Annotated in this window: 16 protein-coding genes and 2 pseudogenes; 8 read left to right on the top strand and 10 right to left on the bottom strand. The window is 63.6% G+C overall.

Going from position 1 to position 17,926, the window contains the following annotated elements; translation table 11 throughout:
• The 7 genes and pseudogenes from EN969_RS02170 to EN969_RS02140 all read left to right on the top strand — a co-directional run.
• Nucleotides 1-355 (top strand): annotated as a pseudogene (locus EN969_RS02170) (VTT domain-containing protein); the annotation flags it as partial.
• Between the two features lie 75 nt (nucleotides 356-430).
• Nucleotides 431-1,342, top strand: coding sequence for a LysR substrate-binding domain-containing protein (locus tag EN969_RS02165; protein ID WP_013528025.1), 912 nt, complete (start codon nucleotides 431-433; stop codon nucleotides 1,340-1,342).
• 219 nt (nucleotides 1,343-1,561) lie between these two features.
• Complete coding sequence (locus EN969_RS02160; protein WP_063169922.1) at nucleotides 1,562-2,716, top strand: ABC transporter substrate-binding protein; 1,155 nt, start codon at nucleotides 1,562-1,564, stop codon at nucleotides 2,714-2,716.
• A 228-nt stretch (nucleotides 2,717-2,944) separates the two neighbouring features.
• On the top strand, nucleotides 2,945-3,955 hold the full coding sequence (locus EN969_RS02155) for an ABC transporter ATP-binding protein (RefSeq protein ID WP_063169923.1): 1,011 nt from the start codon (nucleotides 2,945-2,947) through the stop codon (nucleotides 3,953-3,955).
• 14 nt (nucleotides 3,956-3,969) lie between these two features.
• Complete coding sequence (locus tag EN969_RS02150) at nucleotides 3,970-4,920, top strand: ABC transporter permease (protein WP_210183137.1); 951 nt, start codon at nucleotides 3,970-3,972, stop codon at nucleotides 4,918-4,920.
• Nucleotides 4,910-5,725, top strand: a complete 816-nt coding sequence (locus tag EN969_RS02145) for an ABC transporter permease (protein ID WP_024503371.1) — start codon at nucleotides 4,910-4,912, stop codon at nucleotides 5,723-5,725. The genes EN969_RS02150 and EN969_RS02145 overlap by 11 nt, the downstream gene beginning before the upstream one ends.
• Nucleotides 5,726-5,820: 95 nt before the next feature.
• Complete coding sequence (locus tag EN969_RS02140) at nucleotides 5,821-7,248, top strand: gamma-aminobutyraldehyde dehydrogenase (RefSeq protein WP_013528020.1); 1,428 nt, start codon at nucleotides 5,821-5,823, stop codon at nucleotides 7,246-7,248.
• A 174-nt stretch (nucleotides 7,249-7,422) separates the two neighbouring features.
• Here EN969_RS02140 and EN969_RS02135 read toward each other — a convergent pair whose 3' ends face one another.
• The 10 genes from EN969_RS02135 to EN969_RS02090 form a co-directional block, all read right to left on the bottom strand.
• Nucleotides 7,423-7,737: a hypothetical protein gene (locus EN969_RS02135; RefSeq protein WP_013528019.1), complete on the bottom strand. Its 315-nt coding sequence runs from the start codon at nucleotides 7,735-7,737 to the stop codon at nucleotides 7,423-7,425.
• A 53-nt stretch (nucleotides 7,738-7,790) separates the two neighbouring features.
• Complete coding sequence (locus EN969_RS02130) at nucleotides 7,791-8,153, bottom strand: nuclear transport factor 2 family protein (RefSeq protein WP_024503372.1); 363 nt, start codon at nucleotides 8,151-8,153, stop codon at nucleotides 7,791-7,793.
• 81 nt (nucleotides 8,154-8,234) lie between these two features.
• The gene (locus EN969_RS02125; RefSeq protein ID WP_013528017.1) at nucleotides 8,235-8,714 is read right to left on the bottom strand and encodes a carboxymuconolactone decarboxylase family protein; all 480 of its coding nucleotides are present in this window, start codon (nucleotides 8,712-8,714) and stop codon (nucleotides 8,235-8,237) included.
• Between the two features lie 110 nt (nucleotides 8,715-8,824).
• Nucleotides 8,825-10,378, bottom strand: a complete 1,554-nt coding sequence (locus tag EN969_RS02120; protein WP_024503373.1) for an alpha/beta fold hydrolase — start codon at nucleotides 10,376-10,378, stop codon at nucleotides 8,825-8,827.
• Between the two features lie 113 nt (nucleotides 10,379-10,491).
• Nucleotides 10,492-10,803 carry a formate dehydrogenase subunit delta gene (locus EN969_RS02115; RefSeq protein WP_013528015.1) on the bottom strand — a complete coding sequence of 104 codons (312 nt, stop codon included), beginning with the start codon at nucleotides 10,801-10,803 and terminating at the stop codon, nucleotides 10,492-10,494.
• Nucleotides 10,793-11,623 carry a formate dehydrogenase accessory sulfurtransferase FdhD gene (gene fdhD / locus EN969_RS02110; protein WP_024503374.1) on the bottom strand — a complete coding sequence of 277 codons (831 nt, stop codon included), beginning with the start codon at nucleotides 11,621-11,623 and terminating at the stop codon, nucleotides 10,793-10,795. Before fdhD ends, EN969_RS02115 begins: the two co-directional genes overlap by 11 nt.
• Before the next feature lie 2 nt (nucleotides 11,624-11,625).
• Complete coding sequence (gene fdhF, locus EN969_RS02105) at nucleotides 11,626-14,538, bottom strand: formate dehydrogenase subunit alpha (protein WP_024503375.1); 2,913 nt, start codon at nucleotides 14,536-14,538, stop codon at nucleotides 11,626-11,628.
• Between the two features lie 10 nt (nucleotides 14,539-14,548).
• On the bottom strand, nucleotides 14,549-16,105 hold the full coding sequence (locus EN969_RS02100; protein ID WP_013528012.1) for an NADH-quinone oxidoreductase subunit NuoF: 1,557 nt from the start codon (nucleotides 16,103-16,105) through the stop codon (nucleotides 14,549-14,551).
• Nucleotides 16,102-16,581, bottom strand: a complete 480-nt coding sequence (locus EN969_RS02095) for a formate dehydrogenase subunit gamma (protein ID WP_063169925.1) — start codon at nucleotides 16,579-16,581, stop codon at nucleotides 16,102-16,104. Before EN969_RS02095 ends, EN969_RS02100 begins: the two co-directional genes overlap by 4 nt.
• Nucleotides 16,582-16,757: 176 nt before the next feature.
• On the bottom strand, nucleotides 16,758-17,672 hold the full coding sequence (locus EN969_RS02090) for a LysR family transcriptional regulator (protein ID WP_063169926.1): 915 nt from the start codon (nucleotides 17,670-17,672) through the stop codon (nucleotides 16,758-16,760).
• A 151-nt stretch (nucleotides 17,673-17,823) separates the two neighbouring features.
• On the opposite strand from EN969_RS02090, the pseudogene EN969_RS35800 reads away from it, so the two are divergent.
• Nucleotides 17,824-17,926 (top strand): annotated as a pseudogene (locus EN969_RS35800) (nuclease PIN); the annotation flags it as partial.

Raw genomic sequence — 17,926 nt, 5'->3', positions numbered from 1 at the left:
GTACGTGTTCCTGCGTCACGCGACCTACCGCAGGCTCGGCCAGGCCTATCGGCGCAATCACGTCCGGGTGTCCTTGCTGGCGCAGTTCATCCCGACTGTGCGCAATTACCTGCCGATCGCCGCCGGCGCACTCTGTCTGCCCGCTTTGCCCTTCGCGGCCGCGACGCTGCTCGGCGCCACGTTCTGGAACGCGGGCTTTCTCACCACCGGCTATCTGCTGCGCGGCAGCGGCCGGGACTCCTTCACGGTGGGCCTGCGCATCATTGTCATCGTCGTGGCTCTGGAGACGGCATTCATGCTTGCGCTGCGCTATGGCCCCGCATGCCGGCGGCGCATCAAGTTGGCGCTCGGTTGAGCGCCAGCTCTCAGGTCATGGGATAAGCTCTGCAGTCGGCTTTCCTTCATTCGGCCGCCGGTGTTTAGTCCGGGCATGGCTTTCACCATCCGCCAGCTGCAGTTCTTCATCGCCGTTGCCGAGCAAGGCACGGTCTCGGGCGCCGCCCAGAACCTCTCCATCTCGCAATCGTCGGTCACCGAAGCGATCAAGGAACTCGAAAGCGATCTCGGCGTCGAACTGTTCGAACGCCACCCGCGCGGCCTCAACATCACCCACAAGGGTCACCAGTTCCTGCGCCATGCGACGAAAATCCTCGCCGATGTTTCCGACGCGCGTCGCTCTTTCTCCGGCGAGCAGGCGGTGGCGGCCGGCCGGCTGCAGCTCGGCGTCACCTCGCTGGTCGCCGGCTATGTGCTGTCGGATCTGCTCGCCCGCTACCGCCGTGCCTATCCCGGCGTCGAGGTCTCTGCCATCGAGGACAATGGCGATTATCTCGAACACCTCCTGATCGGCGGCAAGCTCGACATTGCCGTCATGGTCACCTCCAATTTGCGCGACCGCACCGCGTTGCAGTCGGAAATCCTCGAAGTCTCGGCCTATCGGCTGTGGCTGCCGCTCGGTCATCCGCTCGTCGGCGCCGACATCATCAGCATTGGCGACATTGCCTCCGAAACGCTGATCATGCTGACCGTCGACGAGATCGAGGAGAATACCGGCAAGCTGCTGACGGCGATCGGCGCCAAGCCGCATGTCGCCTTCCGCACCCGTTCCGTGGAGGCCGTGCGCAGTCTGGTCGCCACCGGTGCCGGCGTGGCGCTGCTGCCCGATCTCGTCTACCGGCCCTGGTCGCTGGAAGGCGACCGCATCGAATCGCGCGATATTTCCGGCTCCTTGCCGGTGGTCCAGGTCGGCATGGTCTGGCGGCGCGGCTCCGGTCTGCCGCAGGCCGCGCGCGATTTCATCGGTCTTGCCCAGTCGCAACGGACGGTCCGCCAGCGTCCCTGAGACGCCGGCTGCACATCTATCGGAAAAACCGATATCGCCCTTCTGATAAATGAATTTGCGAAACCGGAATTTTCAAAGCACTTTCGGTTCAGGGACCAAAGCCGCCATCAGAGCGGCATCAAGCCCAACGGACGAACTGACAGTTTTCAGTCCGCGCGTGACCCCTAACGAAGACCGAAACCGGCTTTCAGGGTCAGGCGCCTAAATGGGAGATCGACAATGAATTCATTCCTGAAGTCATGCACTGCTCTGACGGTCGCGCTGACCTTTTCCGGTCAGGCCGTCGCCCAGGTCAAGGAACTTGGCAAGGGCGAAGGCCAGGTCAACATCGTTGCCTGGCCGGGCTACATCGAGCGCGGCGAAACCGACAAGGGCTATGACTGGGTGACTTCCTTCGAGAAGGAGACCGGCTGCAAGGTCAACGTCAAGACCGCCAACACCTCCGACGAGATGGTCTCGCTGATGAATGAGGGCGGCTTCGACCTCGTCACCGCTTCGGGCGATGCCTCGTTGCGCCTCGTTGCCGGCAAGCGCGTGCAGCCGATCAACACCGATCTCATCCCGAGCTGGAAGACGGTCGACGAGCGCCTCAAGGACGCGCCGTGGTTCACCGTCGGCGGCGCCCACTACGGCGTTCCCTACCAGTGGGGTCCCAACGTCCTGATGTACAACACCGACGTGTTCAAGGAGGCTCCCAAGAGCTGGAACATCGTCTTTGAGGAAATGAAGCTGCCGGACGGCAAGTCCAACAAGGGCCGCGTCCAGGCCTATGACGGGCCGATCCACATTGCGGATGCGGCCAACTATCTGATGTTCCACAAACCGGAACTCGGCATCAAGGATCCCTATGAACTGAACGAGGGCCAGTACAAGGCGGCGCTCGAATTGCTGCGCGTCCAACGCACACTGGTTGGCCGCTATTGGCACGACGCCGCCATCCAGGTCGACGATTTCCAGAACGAAGGCGTCGTCGCTTCCGGCTCGTGGCCGTATCAGGTCAACACGCTGGTCGCCGCCAAGAAGCCGGTCGCTTCCACCATCCCGGAGGAGGGCGCCACCGGTTGGGCCGACACCACCATGATGGAGGCCGACGCCGCCAACCCCAACTGTGCCTATATGTGGATGGAACATTCGCTGTCGCCGAAGGTGCAGGGCGATGTCTCAGCCTGGTTCGGCTCACTGCCCGTCGTGCCCGCCGCCTGCAAGGGCAATGAGCTTTTGACCGACGAGGGTTGCAAGACCAACGGCTACGAGAACTTCGACAAGATCAAGTTCTGGAAGACGCCGGTGTCGAAATGCGCCACCCAGAACGATCAGTGCGTGCCCTACTATCGCTGGGTGTCGGACTATATCGGCGTCATCGGCGGACGATGAGCATCCTTGCCCTCCCCCTTGTGGGGAGGGTCGACGCATAGCGTCTGGGTGGGGTCTGCTCGGCAGTTCGTGGCAGTGCCTGGCCCTTCGCAAGGCTCAGGCGTTCGAAGCTCGAAAAGCCAAGCAATTGGCTTTCCTCCGCTATGCGGATCACTTCTCACCCCCACAAGGGGGAGATAGGACGTCGCGCGACATCAACACATCAAACCGGCAACGGACTGACAGCCCATGACCTCCGCCGTCTCCTTCCAGAAAGCCTCGCGCCATTTCGGCAGCGTGCGCGCGGTCGACGCGGTCGATCTCGACATCGCGCCGGGCGAGTTCTTCGCCATGCTCGGGCCGTCTGGTTCCGGCAAGACCACTTGCCTGCGCCTCATCGCCGGCTTCGAGCAGCCGACATCGGGCTCGATCTCGATCTTCGGCGACCGCGCCGAGGGCGTTCCGCCCTATCGCCGCAACGTCAACACCGTGTTTCAGGATTATGCGCTGTTCCCGCATCTGAACGTGCTCGACAACGTTGCCTACGGGCTGATGGTCAAGGGCGTCGGCAAGGCTGAGCGGCACAAGGCGGCGGAAGAGGCGCTGTCACTGGTGCGGCTGCCCGGCTATGGCGCCCGCCGGCCCGGCCAGCTTTCCGGTGGCCAGCGCCAGCGCGTGGCACTGGCCCGCGCGCTGGTCAACCAGCCAAAGGTGCTGCTGCTCGACGAGCCGCTCGGCGCGCTCGACCTCAAATTGCGCGAGAACATGCAGGAGGAGTTGAAGTCGCTGCAGAAGGCGCTCGGCATCACCTTCGTCTTCGTCACTCACGACCAGGGCGAAGCGCTGTCGATGGCCGACCGCGTCGCCGTCTTCAACGATGGCAAGATCATGCAGATCGGCACTCCGGAAGATATCTACCAGCGGCCGAGGACCCGCTTCGTCGCCGATTTCGTCGGCTCCTCCAATGTGCTGCCGCCGGATTTCGTGCAGCGCTATTCCGGCCAGCATCGCTGGGGGAGTCTCCGCCCTGAATCCATTCGCGTCGGCCGCGCGGCCAAGGGGGTCACAAGTGGTGAAGGCGTATCGGCCCGCCTCATCTCGACCAATTATCTCGGCGCCACGACAAAGCTGGCGCTCGACGCCGACGGGCTGCGGCTGCACGCCATCGTGCCGGCCGGCATCGCCTTGCCGGCAGAAGGCGAGGCGGTTGTGCTGACCTTCAACCGCGAGCACCTGCATCTGATGGACGAGCCGGCATGAGCCTCGACGCCGCCATGATGCGTGCAACCGCTCCCGCCATCCTGCCGGGTAGCGGCGGTCTGCGCGGCGCTCTGTCGGACCTTTTCTGGCGCAAGCCGAAGGTCCTGTTGCTGCTCATGCTGCTGCCTCCGGTTTTGTGGCTGGGCATCGTCTATATCGGCTCGCTGTTTGCGCTGCTGGCGCAGAGCTTTTTCTCCATCGACGAGTTTTCCGGCCTCATCGACCGCGAGTTCACGCTCAAGACCTATGGCGATCTGTTCCAGGCTGCCAATCTCGACATCATCCTGCGCACGGTGACGATGGCGGCTCTGGTCACGCTGGCCTCGGCCGTCATCGCCTTCCCCATCGCCTACTACGCGGCGCGCTATGCGCGCGGCCGCTGGAAGGCCTTGTTCTATCTCGGCATCATGCTGCCGCTGTGGTCCAGCTATCTGGTCAAGATCTACGCCTGGAAGCTGATCCTGGCCAAGGAAGGCATCCTCACCTGGCTGCTCGCCAAGCTACATTTGTTGTGGGTTCTCGACGCTTGGCTGTCGCTGCCGATCGTCGGCGGCAATTCCCTGTCGGTATCGTTCACCGGCACCTTCATCGTCTTCGTCTATGTCTGGCTGCCGTTCATGATCCTCCCCGTTCAGGCGGCGCTCGAGCGCGTGCCCGGCAATCTGGTCGAGGCCTCGTCCGACCTCGGCGCTTCACCGGGACAGACCTTCCGCAACGTGCTGTTTCCGCTGGCGCTGCCGGGCATCGTCGCCGGTTCGATCTTCACCTTCTCGCTGACGCTCGGCGATTACATCATCCCGCAGATCATCGGCACCTCGCGTCTGTTCATCGGCCAGGCGGTCTATTCGCAGCAAGGCACCGCCGGCAACATCCCGCTCGCCGCCGCCTTCACCGTGGTGCCGATCGTCATCATGGGCTTCTATCTCTGGGGCGCCAAGCGCATGGGGGCCTTCGATGCGCTCTGATGGTTCCCAGTCGGCTCCGCTCGGCCTGAAGATTGCCGCCGCCTGCGGGCTGCTGTTCCTGCACCTGCCGATCCTGCTGATCTTCGTCTATGCCTTCACCACCGAAGAGAAGAGTTTCGTCTGGCCGCCGCCAGGGCTGACGACGCAGTGGTTCGCCGTGACCTGGAACCGGCCAGATGTCTGGCAGGCGCTGTCGCTGTCGGTCAGGGTGGCCGCGATTTCGACGGCGATCGCGCTCATCCTCGGCACGCTCTGTTCGGCGGCGGTGTCGCGGACAAGATTCTTCGGCCGCGAAACCATCTCGCTGCTGGTCATCCTGCCGATCGCGCTGCCCGGCATCATCACCGGCATTGCGCTGCGCTCGGCCTTTTCGCTGGCCGACATCCCGTTCTCGTTCTGGACGATCGTGCTTGGCCACGCCACCTTCTGCGTGGTCGTCGTCTACAACAACGCCGTCGCCCGTTTCCGCCGCACTTCCGGTTCGATGATCGAGGCTTCGATGGATCTCGGCGCCGACGGTTTTCAGACCTTCCGCCATGTCGTGCTGCCCAACATCGCCACGGCGCTGCTTGCCGGCGGCATGCTGGCCTTCGCGCTGTCCTTCGACGAGGTCATCGTCACCACCTTCACCGCCGGCCAGCAGCAGACGCTGCCGATCTGGATGCTGGAAGAACTGATCCGTCCGCGCCAGCGCCCGGTCACCAATGTCGTTGCCATGGTCGTCATGCTGGTGACGTTGCTGCCGATCCTTGCCGCTTATTACCTCACCCGTGACGGCGACCAGATCGCTGGAAGCGGGAAATGAAAAACAGCGAATAGGGAGTAGCGAATAGGGATCGACGGTCAAACCCTACTCGCTTTCAGCTACTCGCTACTCGCTTCTGTAAAGGGAGAAACCTTATGGACACCCAGATGCTGATCGGCTCGAAATTCGAGAAGGGCACCGAGACCGAGGAGCCGATCCTCAATCCAAAGACCGGGGCGACCATCCTCAACCTGCCCGAGGCCAGCCAGGCGCAGATCGAGGCGGCGGTCACTGCTGCCGAACAGGCGTTCGTCTTGTGGTCGCGCACCACGCCGGCGCAGCGCTCCGGCTATTTGCTGAAGATCGCCGACCGCATCGAAGCCGACGCGAAGGAGTTCGCCACGCTCGAGGCGCTCAACTGCGGCAAGCCGATCAACGCCGTGCTCAATGACGAAATCCCGGCGATCGTCGATTGCTACCGCTTCTTCGCCGGCGCCGTCCGTTCGATGCCGGGCGTCGTCGCTGGCGAATACATTCCCGGCCACACCTCGATGGTCCGTCGCGATGCCATTGGCATCGTCGCTTCCATCGCGCCGTGGAACTATCCGCTGATGATGATGGCCTGGAAGCTGGCGCCGGCGATCGCCGGCGGCAACACCGTCGTCTTCAAACCGTCCGAGCAGACACCGCTGACGGCGCTGAAGCTGGCAAAAATCCTTGCGGACATCCTGCCCGAAGGCGTCGTCAATGTCGTGCTCGGCCGCGGCGACAGCGTCGGCAACACGCTGATCAATCATCCCAAGGTCAACATGATCTCGATCACCGGCGATGTCGCCACCGGCAAGAAGGTGCTGCAGGCGGCCGCCAAGTCGGTCAAGCGCACGCATCTCGAGCTCGGCGGCAAGGCGCCGGTCATCGTCTTCGACGACGCCGACCTCGGCGCCGTGGTCAACGGCCTGCGTGCCTTCGGCTATTACAATGCCGGCCAGGACTGCACCGCCGCCTGCCGCATCTACGCCGGCAAGAAGATCTACGACAAGCTCGTCGCCGATCTCTCCTCGGCCGTCTCGACCATCAAGTACGACCGCCCCGACGATACCGAAAACGAAATCGGCCCGCTGATCTCGCGCCGCCAGCGCGACCGCGTCTCGAGCTTCGTCGAGCGCGCCTCGGAACTGAAACACATCGAGATCACCACCGGCGGCAAGCCGGGCGAGGGCTCCGGCTTCTATTACCAGCCGACCGTCGTCGCCGGCGCGCTGCAGGAAGATGAGATCGTGCGCCGCGAAGTGTTCGGCCCGGTCGTCTCGGTTACTCGTTTTTCGGAAGTCGACGAGGCGGTGAACTGGGCCAATGACAGCGACTACGGCCTGGCGTCATCCGTATGGACCAAGGATGTCTCGCGCGCCATGGCGACGGCCGCCCGCCTGCAATATGGCTGCACCTGGATCAACACCCACTTCATGCTGACCAACGAGATGCCGCATGGCGGGTTGAAGCAGTCCGGCTACGGCAAGGACATGTCGCTCTACGCACTGGAGGATTACACCGCCGTGCGGCATGTGATGGTTGCGCATGGCTAGTTTTGCCTTGTCCCCTTGTGGGAGAAGGTGGATCGGCGCGTAGCGCCGAGACGGATGAGGGGTGTTCCAGCTTGACGCCAGCTTACCCCTCACCCGGGTTGCCAACCGATTTGTGAAGGACAAATCGGGGCAATCCGACCTCTCCCACAAGAGGAGAGGTAAGACCGCAGACCACTACTCCACGATGCGATAGATATTCCACAGGCTGGTGCCAGACACGACATAGGGCTCGATCTCCTTGCCCCATTTCGCGTGCGCGTCGATCTTGCCGATCTTGGCGAAGAACGCCTCCAACTGGGCCAGGCTTTCGACCTGGTGATGGGACTCGACCGTCGCCTCCCGCGCGCCGATCGAACCGGTCATGATCTGGAATTCCAGCTCGTCGAGGCCGACCTGTGACCCGATCTCGCGTTCCCATTTCTTCAACAGGTCGAGCACGGTCTGCTTGTGTCCGAACTTGGCGTCGATCTGCCATCTGGCGCTGAACATCGTCTTCTCCTCCAGGTTGCGGCCCAGGCCGCGGTTGATCCACGGTTGTTGATCTACTCGTCCCAGGCCTGCACGACGGTCTGTCTTGCGATCCGACCGTTCTTCAGCTCCAGCATCGCTGCGCAGAACACCTTGGTGCCGTCCGGATAGGCGCAGGCCTGGGTGAAGGCGAGGCTGTCGCCGTCGGCGATGGTGGTGTCGACCTTGTGGGTCATCGCCCGGCTGCAGATGTCGTCCCAGAATGTGGTGATCGCCGCGCGCCCGCGGATTTCACGCGGCTTGCTCGGCGGGTTGTTGCGGTCGATCACCCGCACCAGCGCGTCTTCGGCATAGAAGCTCGACAGCATCTTGCCGTCACGGGTTTCGATCGCCTTCTTGATCGCGGCGCCGTCCACTGTTTGGGTCTTGGTCAGCATTTCATCCTCCATTGGCCCGTCTTCCGACCGGGCGGTTGATGGTCGATGTGCCGTCCGGCGCTCATCGCCGGGCAGTGGTTCTTACTGCGACTTCGCCTTGACGGCCGCGAATACGTCGTCGGTCTGCTTCTTGAAGGTCGTCAGATCGACCTGGCTGCCGTTGAGCATCGTCGACCAATGGCGCACGATGGCGGACATCGCCACCGCCTCCTTGATCTCCTCGTCGCTGGCGCCGTTGAGCTTGGCCGCCTCGGTGTGGAAATAGATGCAGTACTGGCATGGGATCTGCGCCGCGACGGCGAGGCCCAAAAGTTCCTTGGTCTTGCCGTCAAGCGCCGTCTTCGGGTTGAGCTGCACGCCCTTAATCTCGGCCCAGGCGCCGGCGACGGCCACATCCGGCAGGGTCTTGAACATGTCCGGCACCGAGCCGAGCGTTGCCTCGATGTCCTTGTAGGCGGCCGCCGCGGACGCGTCCTCGGCCTTTGCGGGAGAGATGGCGAACAACGCGCCAACGCTTGCAGCGATCACAAGCAATTTGAGTGTCCGGTTCGACTTCAGCATTTCCTCCTCCGTTCGCAGCGCCTTTTCCAGCGACATCCGCCTAGCCTGCGTGGAGAGAATTGATAGCGCTTACCCGCCCATGGCCGCTTCGCCCGAAAGCGCCATGGCTCTCATGGCCCGTGCGGGCCAGGGTGCCTGGCCGAAAACGCCGCCGCCGCCGCCCGCGACGGCAGATCCAGCTTGAGCAGTATGTTGGCGACATGGCGCTTGACCGTGTGTTCGCTCAGCCGCAATTCGGCGGCGATCGCGGCATTGCTCTTGCCGTCGGCGACGAGGCTCACCACCTCGCTTTCGCGCGCCGTCAATGCGGCCGGCTCGGCGGTCTTGGGTTTGGGCCGGCAGGCGGGTTCCAGATGCTGTTCGGACGTCGCATGGACCAGCGCCAGCGGCTGCTCCAGCTCGTCGACACTGATGCGCCCGGCGTCGGTGAAATGCAGGCCCGACCCAGCCGCCAGATCGGCGATCAGACGCGACGCGATAATGTCGCCGCGGCCGGCATGGGCGGCCAGTTGCATTGCCACCCGCGCCGTCGTCCCAACGGGTGGACCGCGCACTTCGATCTCGCCGACATGCGCCCCTTGTGCGCTTGCCACGCCGATTTCCTGCGCCGCCTCGCGCAGCGCTGCCGCGCAGCGTATGGCGCGTGCCGGGCCGTCGAAGCGCGAAATCATCAACTCGCCATGCAGGCCCACAGAGCGCCCGCCATGGCGCCCGACCAGCAGCCGCCAGGTTTCCTGGAAGCGTTGGCTGCGTTCGCTCCACATCCGGTCGCCGAGCCGTGCCGTGTCGTAGATGCGTGTCACCAGCAGTGCGGCCAGCACGCGGTCTACTTCGCCCACGGCGCGTTCGCCGGTCAGGAATTCCTCGATCAGGTCGGCCACCCCATCGACATCGCCGGTCCAGATCGGATGGTCGCGTCCGGGAATCTCGACCAGTCGGGCGCCGGGGATCTTCTGTGCAAGGAAGCGGCTGGCGTCGGGGTCGACCCGCGCATCGTTGCGGCGATGGATTACAAGCGTCGGCGCGCTGATCACGCTCAGGATATGGCGGATGTCGACGTCGGCGTTCATGCGCGCCAGCGCCGCCGCCGCCGTCGGGCTCGCCGACAATCGTTCGAAACGTGCCCACCACTGGGCGAAATGCGCGTCGTCGACCCGGCTCGGCGCGAAATGGGGCAGCGTGGCGCCAGTGCCCCAGGCTGTCTCCGCCATCTCGATGAAAGCGTCGAGGCGTTCGGGCGACATCACCCATTTGTGGAAATGCGCATAGCCGCCATAGAGCGCCAGCGCCCGTGTCCGCTCCGGATAGGTGGCGGCGAACAGCATTGCCATCGGCGCGCCTTCGGAGGAGCCGAGCAGCGCCGCACGGCCGCTGCCAGCGGCGTCCATTACCGCGCGCACATCGTCTATCCGCGTCTCGAGACTGGGCAGGTTATGCGCGTCGACACGGTCGGACAGGCCGGTGCCGCGCTTGTCGAACAGGATCAGCCGAGAGAACGCCGAAAGCCGCTTCAAGAGCCTGGTGTAGCCCTCGTCTTCCCAGTGCAGGTCGAGGTTGGAAATGAAGCCCGGCACGAAGACGAGATCGAACGATCCCTGCCCGACCACCTGATAGGCGATCCGCACATCGCCGCTACAGGCGTATCGCGTCTCGATCGGCCTCACGAGATTTCCACCCCGGCCTGACGATTTCTGGTCGTCAAACCATAGCAGAACAGCGCAGATTGCGGCAGCTTAAACTTTAGCGATTGTGAATGTAAGTTGGCGCGGCTTGGCGGCTATTCCTGCGAGGCGGCGACGTCGGCAGGGGAGGGCTTGAGCCCGAGTTTGAGGTCGGCCGCAGCCGGCGTGATCGGTCGCTTGATCCTGGCGGAGGCGGCCACCACCAACTCGTTGAAGTTCCCGGTGCCGTCGTCCAGCATTTCGAAGAACTGCCGCCGCATCCTCGGCTCCCAGAACTTGTTGATGTGCTCGGCGACGCCGGCAATGCCTTCCTCGCGCGGCTTGGAATGGAAGAAGTCGGCGATCTGGTTTGCCATGCGCACCAGCTTCTCGGCGGTGCTCATAATGTGTTCTTCGTCATGCGACATGCTTGGCAACTCCGCAAATCACCCGGTCGGGGTGGGTGAAAATATCAAAATCGTCGCCGCGAACCAGCGCCACCAGCGTCATGCCGGACTCTTGCGCCGTGCGGATGGCAAGGGCGGTCGGCGCCGAGACGGCGATGATGAAGGCCGAACCGATAGAAGCCGTCTTCTGCACCATTTCGACCGAAACCCTGGATGTCACCACGACAGCACCGGATGCGCCCTCGATGCCGGCTTTGGCCAGCGCACCCGCCAGCTTGTCGAGCGCATTGTGACGGCCGACATCTTCGCGCGCCATGACGATGCCCTTGCCGGGCACATAGAAGCCGGCGGCGTGCACGGCTCCGGTCTCGGTGTGCAGCGGCTGCACTTTCGACAAAAGCTTGACCGAACGGACAATATCGTTGGCATCAAGCGTAAGCTTTGACACACCAACCGCATCGACCGAACGCATCGCTTCCTCGATCGATTCGATGCCGCAGAGCCCGCAGCCGACCGGACCCGCGAGCCTTCGCCGCCGCGCTTCGAAGCGCGTGTTGGCTCGGTCCTTCAGCCGGATCTGGATGTCGATGCCGGCGCCATGGTCCTCGACCTCGATGGTTTCGATCTCCTCCGGCGCAGCTACAATGCCCTCGGTCAGCGAGAAGCCAAGCGCGAAATCCTCGAAATCGGCCGGGCTTGCCATCATCACCGCATGCGTGGTGCCGGCAAAGGAGAACGCCACCGGCGTCTCTTCCGGCACCATGCGGTTCGCCGTAGCAGTGCCGCTGGCGCGGTGCGCCAGCCGCGATACCTGCGTCGTGGCTTTGCGCCGCGCGCTCAAGACTACTCCGCCGCCTGCAAAGACGCGATGCGCCGGCTCTGCTTGGCTTGCTCGTCATAGTCGCGCTGCCATTCCGACGGCCCATTGGAGGCGCCGACCTGCACCGCCGTCACCTTGTATTCCGGGCAGTTGGTCGCCCAGTCGGAGAAGTCGGTGGTGATCACGTTGGCCTGCGTGTCCGGATGGTGGAACGTCGTGTAGACCACGCCGGGCGACACCCGGTCGGTGATCAGCGCGCGCAGCGTCGTCTCGCCCGAGCGGCTGGTCAGCCGGACCCAGTCGCCGTCGCGCAAGCCGCGGTTCTCGGCGTCGTGCGGATGAATCTCCAGCCGGTCCTCCGAGTGCCACATGCTGTTGTCGGTGCGCCTGGTCTGCGCGCCGACATTGTACTGCGACAGGATGCGGCCGGTGGTGAGCAGCAGCGGGAAGCGCGGCCCCGTCCTTTCGTCCGTCGCCACATATTCGGTACGGATGAACTTGCCCTTGCCGCGCACGAACCCGTCGATATGCATGATCGGGGTGCCGAGCGGCGCCTTCTCGTTGCAGGGCCATTGCACGGACCCGACACGGTCGAGCAGCTCGAAGGAGACGCCGGCGAAGCTCGGCGTGGTCATCGCGATCTCGTCCATGATTTCGGAGGGATGCTTATAGTTCCAGTCCAGCCCGATCGCGCGGGCAAGCTCCTGCGTCGCCTCCCAATCGGCGTAGCGCGCCTTCGGCTCAAGAACCTTGCGCACCATGTTGATGCGGCGCTCGGCGTTGGTGAAGGTGCCGTCCTTCTCCAGGAAGGTCGAGCCCGGCAGGAAGACATGCGCGTAGTTCGCCGTCTCGTTGAGGAAGAGGTCGTGCACGACGACGCATTCCATCGCGGCAAGGCCGGCTGCGACATGCTTGGTGTCGGGATCGGACTGCAGAATGTCTTCGCCCTGGATGTAGATGCCCTTGAAGCTGCCGTCGACGGCGGCGTCCAGCATGTTGGGGATGCGCAGGCCGGGTTCGTCGTCCAGCTTTACGCCCCACAAGGTCTCGTAGATATCGCGCACGGCTTCGCCGGAGATGTGGCGATAGCCCGGCAGTTCGTGCGGGAAGGAACCCATGTCGCAGGAGCCCTGCACGTTGTTCTGGCCGCGCAGCGGGTTCACGCCGACGCCGGGCCGGCCGATATTGCCGGTGGCCATGGCGAGATTGGCGATTGCCATCACAGTGGTCGAACCTTGGCTGTGTTCCGTCACGCCCAGGCCGTAATAGATCGCGCCGTTGCCGCCGGTGGCGTAGAGACGCGCAGCACCGCGGATCAGCTCGGGATCGACGCCGGACAATTTGCCGACGGTTTCGGGGCTGTTTTCCGGCAAGGCGACGAACGATGCCCAATCCTGGAACTCCGTCCAGTCGCAACGTTCGCGGATGAAGGCTTCGTCGAACAAGCCCTCGGTGACGATCACATGCGCCAGCGCCGTCAGCACGGCCACATTGGTGCCGGGCTTCAGCGGCAGGTGGTAATCCGCTTCGATATGAGCCGACTTGACCATCTCGGTGCGGCGCGGATCGAGCACGATCAGCTTGGCGCCCTGGCGCAGCCGCTTCTTGAGCCGCGAGGCGAACACCGGGTGAGCGGAAGCCGGATTGGCGCCGATGATGACGGCGACGTCGGTGAAGTCGACGGAATCGAAATCCTGCGTGCCGGCAGACGTGCCATATGTCTGGCCGAGCCCGTAGCCCGTCGGCGAATGGCAGACGCGTGCGCAGGTGTCGACATTGTTGTTGCGGAAACCCTGCCGCACCATCTTCTGGACGAGGTAGGTTTCCTCATTGGTGCAGCGCGACGAGGTGATGCCGCCGATCGCGGTGCGTCCGTACTGGTATTGGATGCGGCGGAATTCCTTGGCGGTATGGGCGATCGCCTCTTCCCAGCTTACTTCGCGCCACGGATCGGTGACCTTTTCGCGGATCATCGGCGACAGGATGCGGTCCTTGTGGGTGGCGTAGCCATAGGCGAAACGGCCCTTCACGCAGGAATGGCCGTGGTTCGCCTTGCCCTCCTTGTAGGGCATCATGCGAACGACTTCGTCACCCTTCACCTCGGCCTTGAACGAGCAGCCGACGCCGCAATAGGCGCAGGTGGTGACGGCCGAGCGCTCCGGCAGGCCCTTGGCAAGCACCGTCTTCTCACGCAGCGCATCGGTCGGGCAGGCCTGGACGCAAGCGCCGCAGGACACGCATTCCGAATCGATGAACGCCTCGTGCATTCCGGCCGAAACCCGGGATTCGAAGCCGCGTCCCTCGATGGTCAGCGCAAACGTGCCCTGCACTTCTTCGCACGCCCGCACGCAGCGCGAGCAGACGATGCATTGCGAGGCATCATAGGTGAAATAGGGGTTGGATTCGTCGCGGGCGATGTAATCGACTGCCAGCGAGCCATGGCCGGGCGCCACGCCACCTTCCGGCTTGACGTGGTTGCGGCCCTCGATGCCGTAGCGGTTCTCGGTCAGGCCGATCGACTTCGCCACCGCGTCGAACTCGCTGGCGCCGGTTCCGGCCTGTTCGTTCCAGCCGGTCGGATGGTCGGAGACATAGAGCTCCATGACGCCACGGCGAATGGCATCGAGCCGCTCGGTCTGCGTGCGCACGATCATGCCTTCGCCGACAGGCGTCGTGCAGGATGCCGGCGTGCCGCCGCGTCCTTCGATCTCCACAAGGCAGACACGGCACGAACCGAAGGAGTCCAGCATGTCGGTGGCGCAGAGCTTCGGGATTTCGACCCCGCCCTCCATCGCGGCACGCATGATCGAGGTGCCTTCCGGCACGGTGATGCTGCGCCCGTCGACGTTCAGCGTGACCTGCTTCTGCGCCTTCGATTGCGGGGTTCCGTAGTCAATCTCTTCGACGAGGGATGGGAAGTCGGCCTTGATGTTCATCTGCCAGCTCCTATTCGGCAGCCACGCGCACGGGCGCGGGCTTGAAGTCGTCGGGGAAATGGGTGATCGAGCTCATCACAGGGTAGGGCGTGAAGCCGCCCAGCGCGCAGAGCGAGCCGAATTTCATCGTGTTGCAGAGGTCGGTGACCAGAGCGAGGTTCTTCTCCGGCTCGATGCCCGCGGCGAGTTTGTCGATGGTCTCGACACCGCGCGTCGAGCCGATGCGGCAGGGCGTGCACTTGCCGCAGCTTTCGATGGCGCAGAATTCCATGGCGAAGCGCGCCTGTTTCAGCATGTCGGCGGTGTCGTCGAACACCACGATACCGGCATGGCCGATCAGCCCGTCCTTGGCCGCGAAGGCTTCATAGTCGAATGGCGTGTCGAACAGCGCGCGCGGGAAATAGGCGCCGAGCGGTCCGCCGACCTGCACTGCCTTGACCGGCCGGCCGGTGGCCGTGCCGCCGCCGATCTCGTCGACGATCTCGCCAAGCGTCATGCCGAAAGCGGCTTCGAACAGCCCTGCAAATTTGACATTGCCGGCGATCTGGACCGGGATCGTGCCGCGCGAGCGGCCCATGCCGAAATCCTTGTAGAAGGCCGCACCCTTGTCCATGATGACGGGCACAGAGGCTAGGCTGATGACGTTGTTGATCACCGTCGGCTTGCCGAACAGCCCCTTATGCGCAGGCAGAGGCGGCTTTGCCCGCACCATGCCGCGCTTGCCCTCGAGCGAATCGAGCAGCGCCGTCTCTTCGCCGCAGACATAGGCGCCGGCGCCGACCCGGATCTCCATGTCGAACGCGTGAGGGGAACCCAGCACGCTGGCGCCAAGAACGCCGGCCTTGCGGGCGATCTCGACGGCCTTGTTCATCGCCGCCACCGCATGCGGATATTCCGAGCGGACATAGACGAAGCCCTTGGTCGCGCCCGTGGCTATACCGGCGATCGTCATGCCTTCGATCAGCACGAAGGGATCGCCCTCCATGATCATGCGGTCGGCGAAAGTGCCGGAGTCGCCTTCATCGGCGTTGCAGACGATGTATTTGCGGTCGCCTGCTGTATCGAGCACCGTCTTCCATTTGATGCCGGTCGGGAAGCCGGCGCCGCCGCGTCCGCGCAGGCCCGATTCGGTCACCTCTGCGACGATGGCGGCAGGCGTCAGCGCCAGCGCGTTCATCAATCCATTCAACCCGCCATGTTTTTTGTAGGATTCGAGCGACAGCGGATCCGTGACGCCGCAGCGCGCGAAAGTCAGCCGCGTCTGCTTGGCCAGGAAGGGGATCTTGTCCGGCGCGCCCAGCCAGCGTTTATGATGGCCGCCGGTAAGGAAGCCGCTGTCGAACAGGCTTTTGACGTCGGACGGTTTGACCGGCCCGTAGGCGATGCGGCCGTTGGCTGTAGCGACTTCGACCATCGGTTCGAGGAAATAGGCGCCGCGCGAACCATTGCGCACGATCTTGGCCTCGATGCCGCGCTCGGCGAGTTCGCCGGCGATCGCCTTGGCGACCTTTTCGGCGCCAAGCGCCAGCGCACCGGAATCGCCGGGAATGTAGATACGCGGGATCATGAGCGCACCTCTGCAACGATCTCGTCGAGCTTCTCGTCATCGAGCCGTCCGATCACCTCGCTATCGAGCATGGCGGCGGGCGAACAGGCGCACAGGCCGAGACAGTAGACCGGCTCCAGCGTCACCGAACCGTCGCGGGTCGTTTCATGAAAGCCGATGCCCAGCAGTTGCTGCAGCTTGGCGGCGATGGCATCCGAACCCATGGACTGGCAGGATTCCGCCTGGCAGAGCTTCAACACATGCCGGCCTGCCGGATGGCTTCGGTAATCGTGATAGAAGCTGACGACGCCGTGCACCTCGGCCCTGGAAATGTTCAGCGCCTCGGCGATGACCGGCAGCGCATCCTTGGGCACATGGCCGAACTCTTCCTGGATGCCGTGGAGGATCGGCAGCAAAGGGCCTTCGAGCCCCTTCATCTCCTGGATGATCGCGGCCGTGCGCGACATAATCTCGGTACTTGCAGGCTGCATTGTCATGCAGCGCCCTCCCTATCGTAGCGACCCACGCATATCGGCCAAAAGCATCAAGCTGTTTTGGAACAACGACATGCGCGTGCCGCTTTATCGCTAAGTGCTTAAGAAATCAGAGAAAACCTCTGAAATCAATAAAGCGGTTTCGTTGTACGATAGAAATTTTCTATCGTTCCGTTTGACTAACCCTGTCTAGCGGAACGGTTGGCATGGAAATCGTCCGCCAGCGCCATTGCCTCGTCCAGCAGCGCCGAGACCAAAGGTGTGTGCGGTTCGCGCGGTGTCGCCACCAGGCCGACCGTGTGGCTGGCGTCAGGTTCGATGATTGGAATGGCGCGGATCGGTTCGGAAAAGCCGAATGTTTCCGCAAGGTTGAGCGGCATGATCGACGACCATTTGCCGGTGCGGATGTGCGAAAACAGCACGATCATCGAATTGGATTCCAGCGTCGGTCGCACCTGCACGCCGGCTTCGGCCAGATGCTGGTCGATGATGCGGCGGTTCTGCATGTCCGGCGTCAACAGGCACAGCGGCAGGTTTGAGAGCTCCGCCCATGTCACTTTGTCGCGGTCGGAATAAGGATTTCCCATCGCGGTGATCAGTTGGTAGCGCTCGTCATAGAGCGGCACGCTGGTCACCCGCCCCAGCGGCTCGTTGTCGAGATAGGTGATGCCGGCATCGATGTCGAAATTGCCGAGCAGCGACAGCACCTCGATTGAGGTCCGCGACAGCACCGAAAAGGTGACGCCGGGATGCTTTTCGCGAAATGGCGTCGTCAGCCGCGGCAGCATGGCGAGCGCCGTCGGGATGGCGGCGATGCGGATACGGCCCGAAAGTCCGTGGCGCGCCGCCCGCATTTCCTCGCGCATGGTCCTGGTGTCGCCGACGATGCGGCGTGCCCACACCAGCACCTGTTTTCCCTCCGGCGTCAGCCCCTGGAAGCGTGAGCCGCGCAGAACCAGCATGACGCCAAGCTGGCCTTCCAACTGCTTGATGCCGGCCGACAGCGTCGGCTGCGTGACGCCGCACACCTCCGCCGCCCGGCCGAAATGCTCCTCCCTGGCGAGCGCGATGAAGAATTCCAGCTTGTCGATCATGTGATCTTTCCGGTCGTTCGCTGCAAGGTCGGGGAAATTGTGCTCTACCGCAAGCGCCACGCACAATTGCCCTGCATCCACACCTTTAAGCCGGCTACCTGTTTCCCGCGGCTGAATGCGGCGCTATGTGGATGAAACTGGGAGATCGACCATGCTGGGCTGGTTCCGCAAGCTTTTGCCGCGCGAAGATCGCTTCTTCGACCTGTTCGAACGACATTCCCGCACCGTGGTCGGCGGCGCCGAGGCGCTGGAGC

This window comes from Mesorhizobium sp. M7A.F.Ca.CA.003.01.2.1, from assembly GCF_003998945.1.
Lineage (GTDB): Bacteria > Pseudomonadota > Alphaproteobacteria > Rhizobiales > Rhizobiaceae > Mesorhizobium > Mesorhizobium ciceri.
Note: the sequence above shows the minus strand (reverse complement) of the source record. Positions and strands in the feature narration are given on the sequence as shown.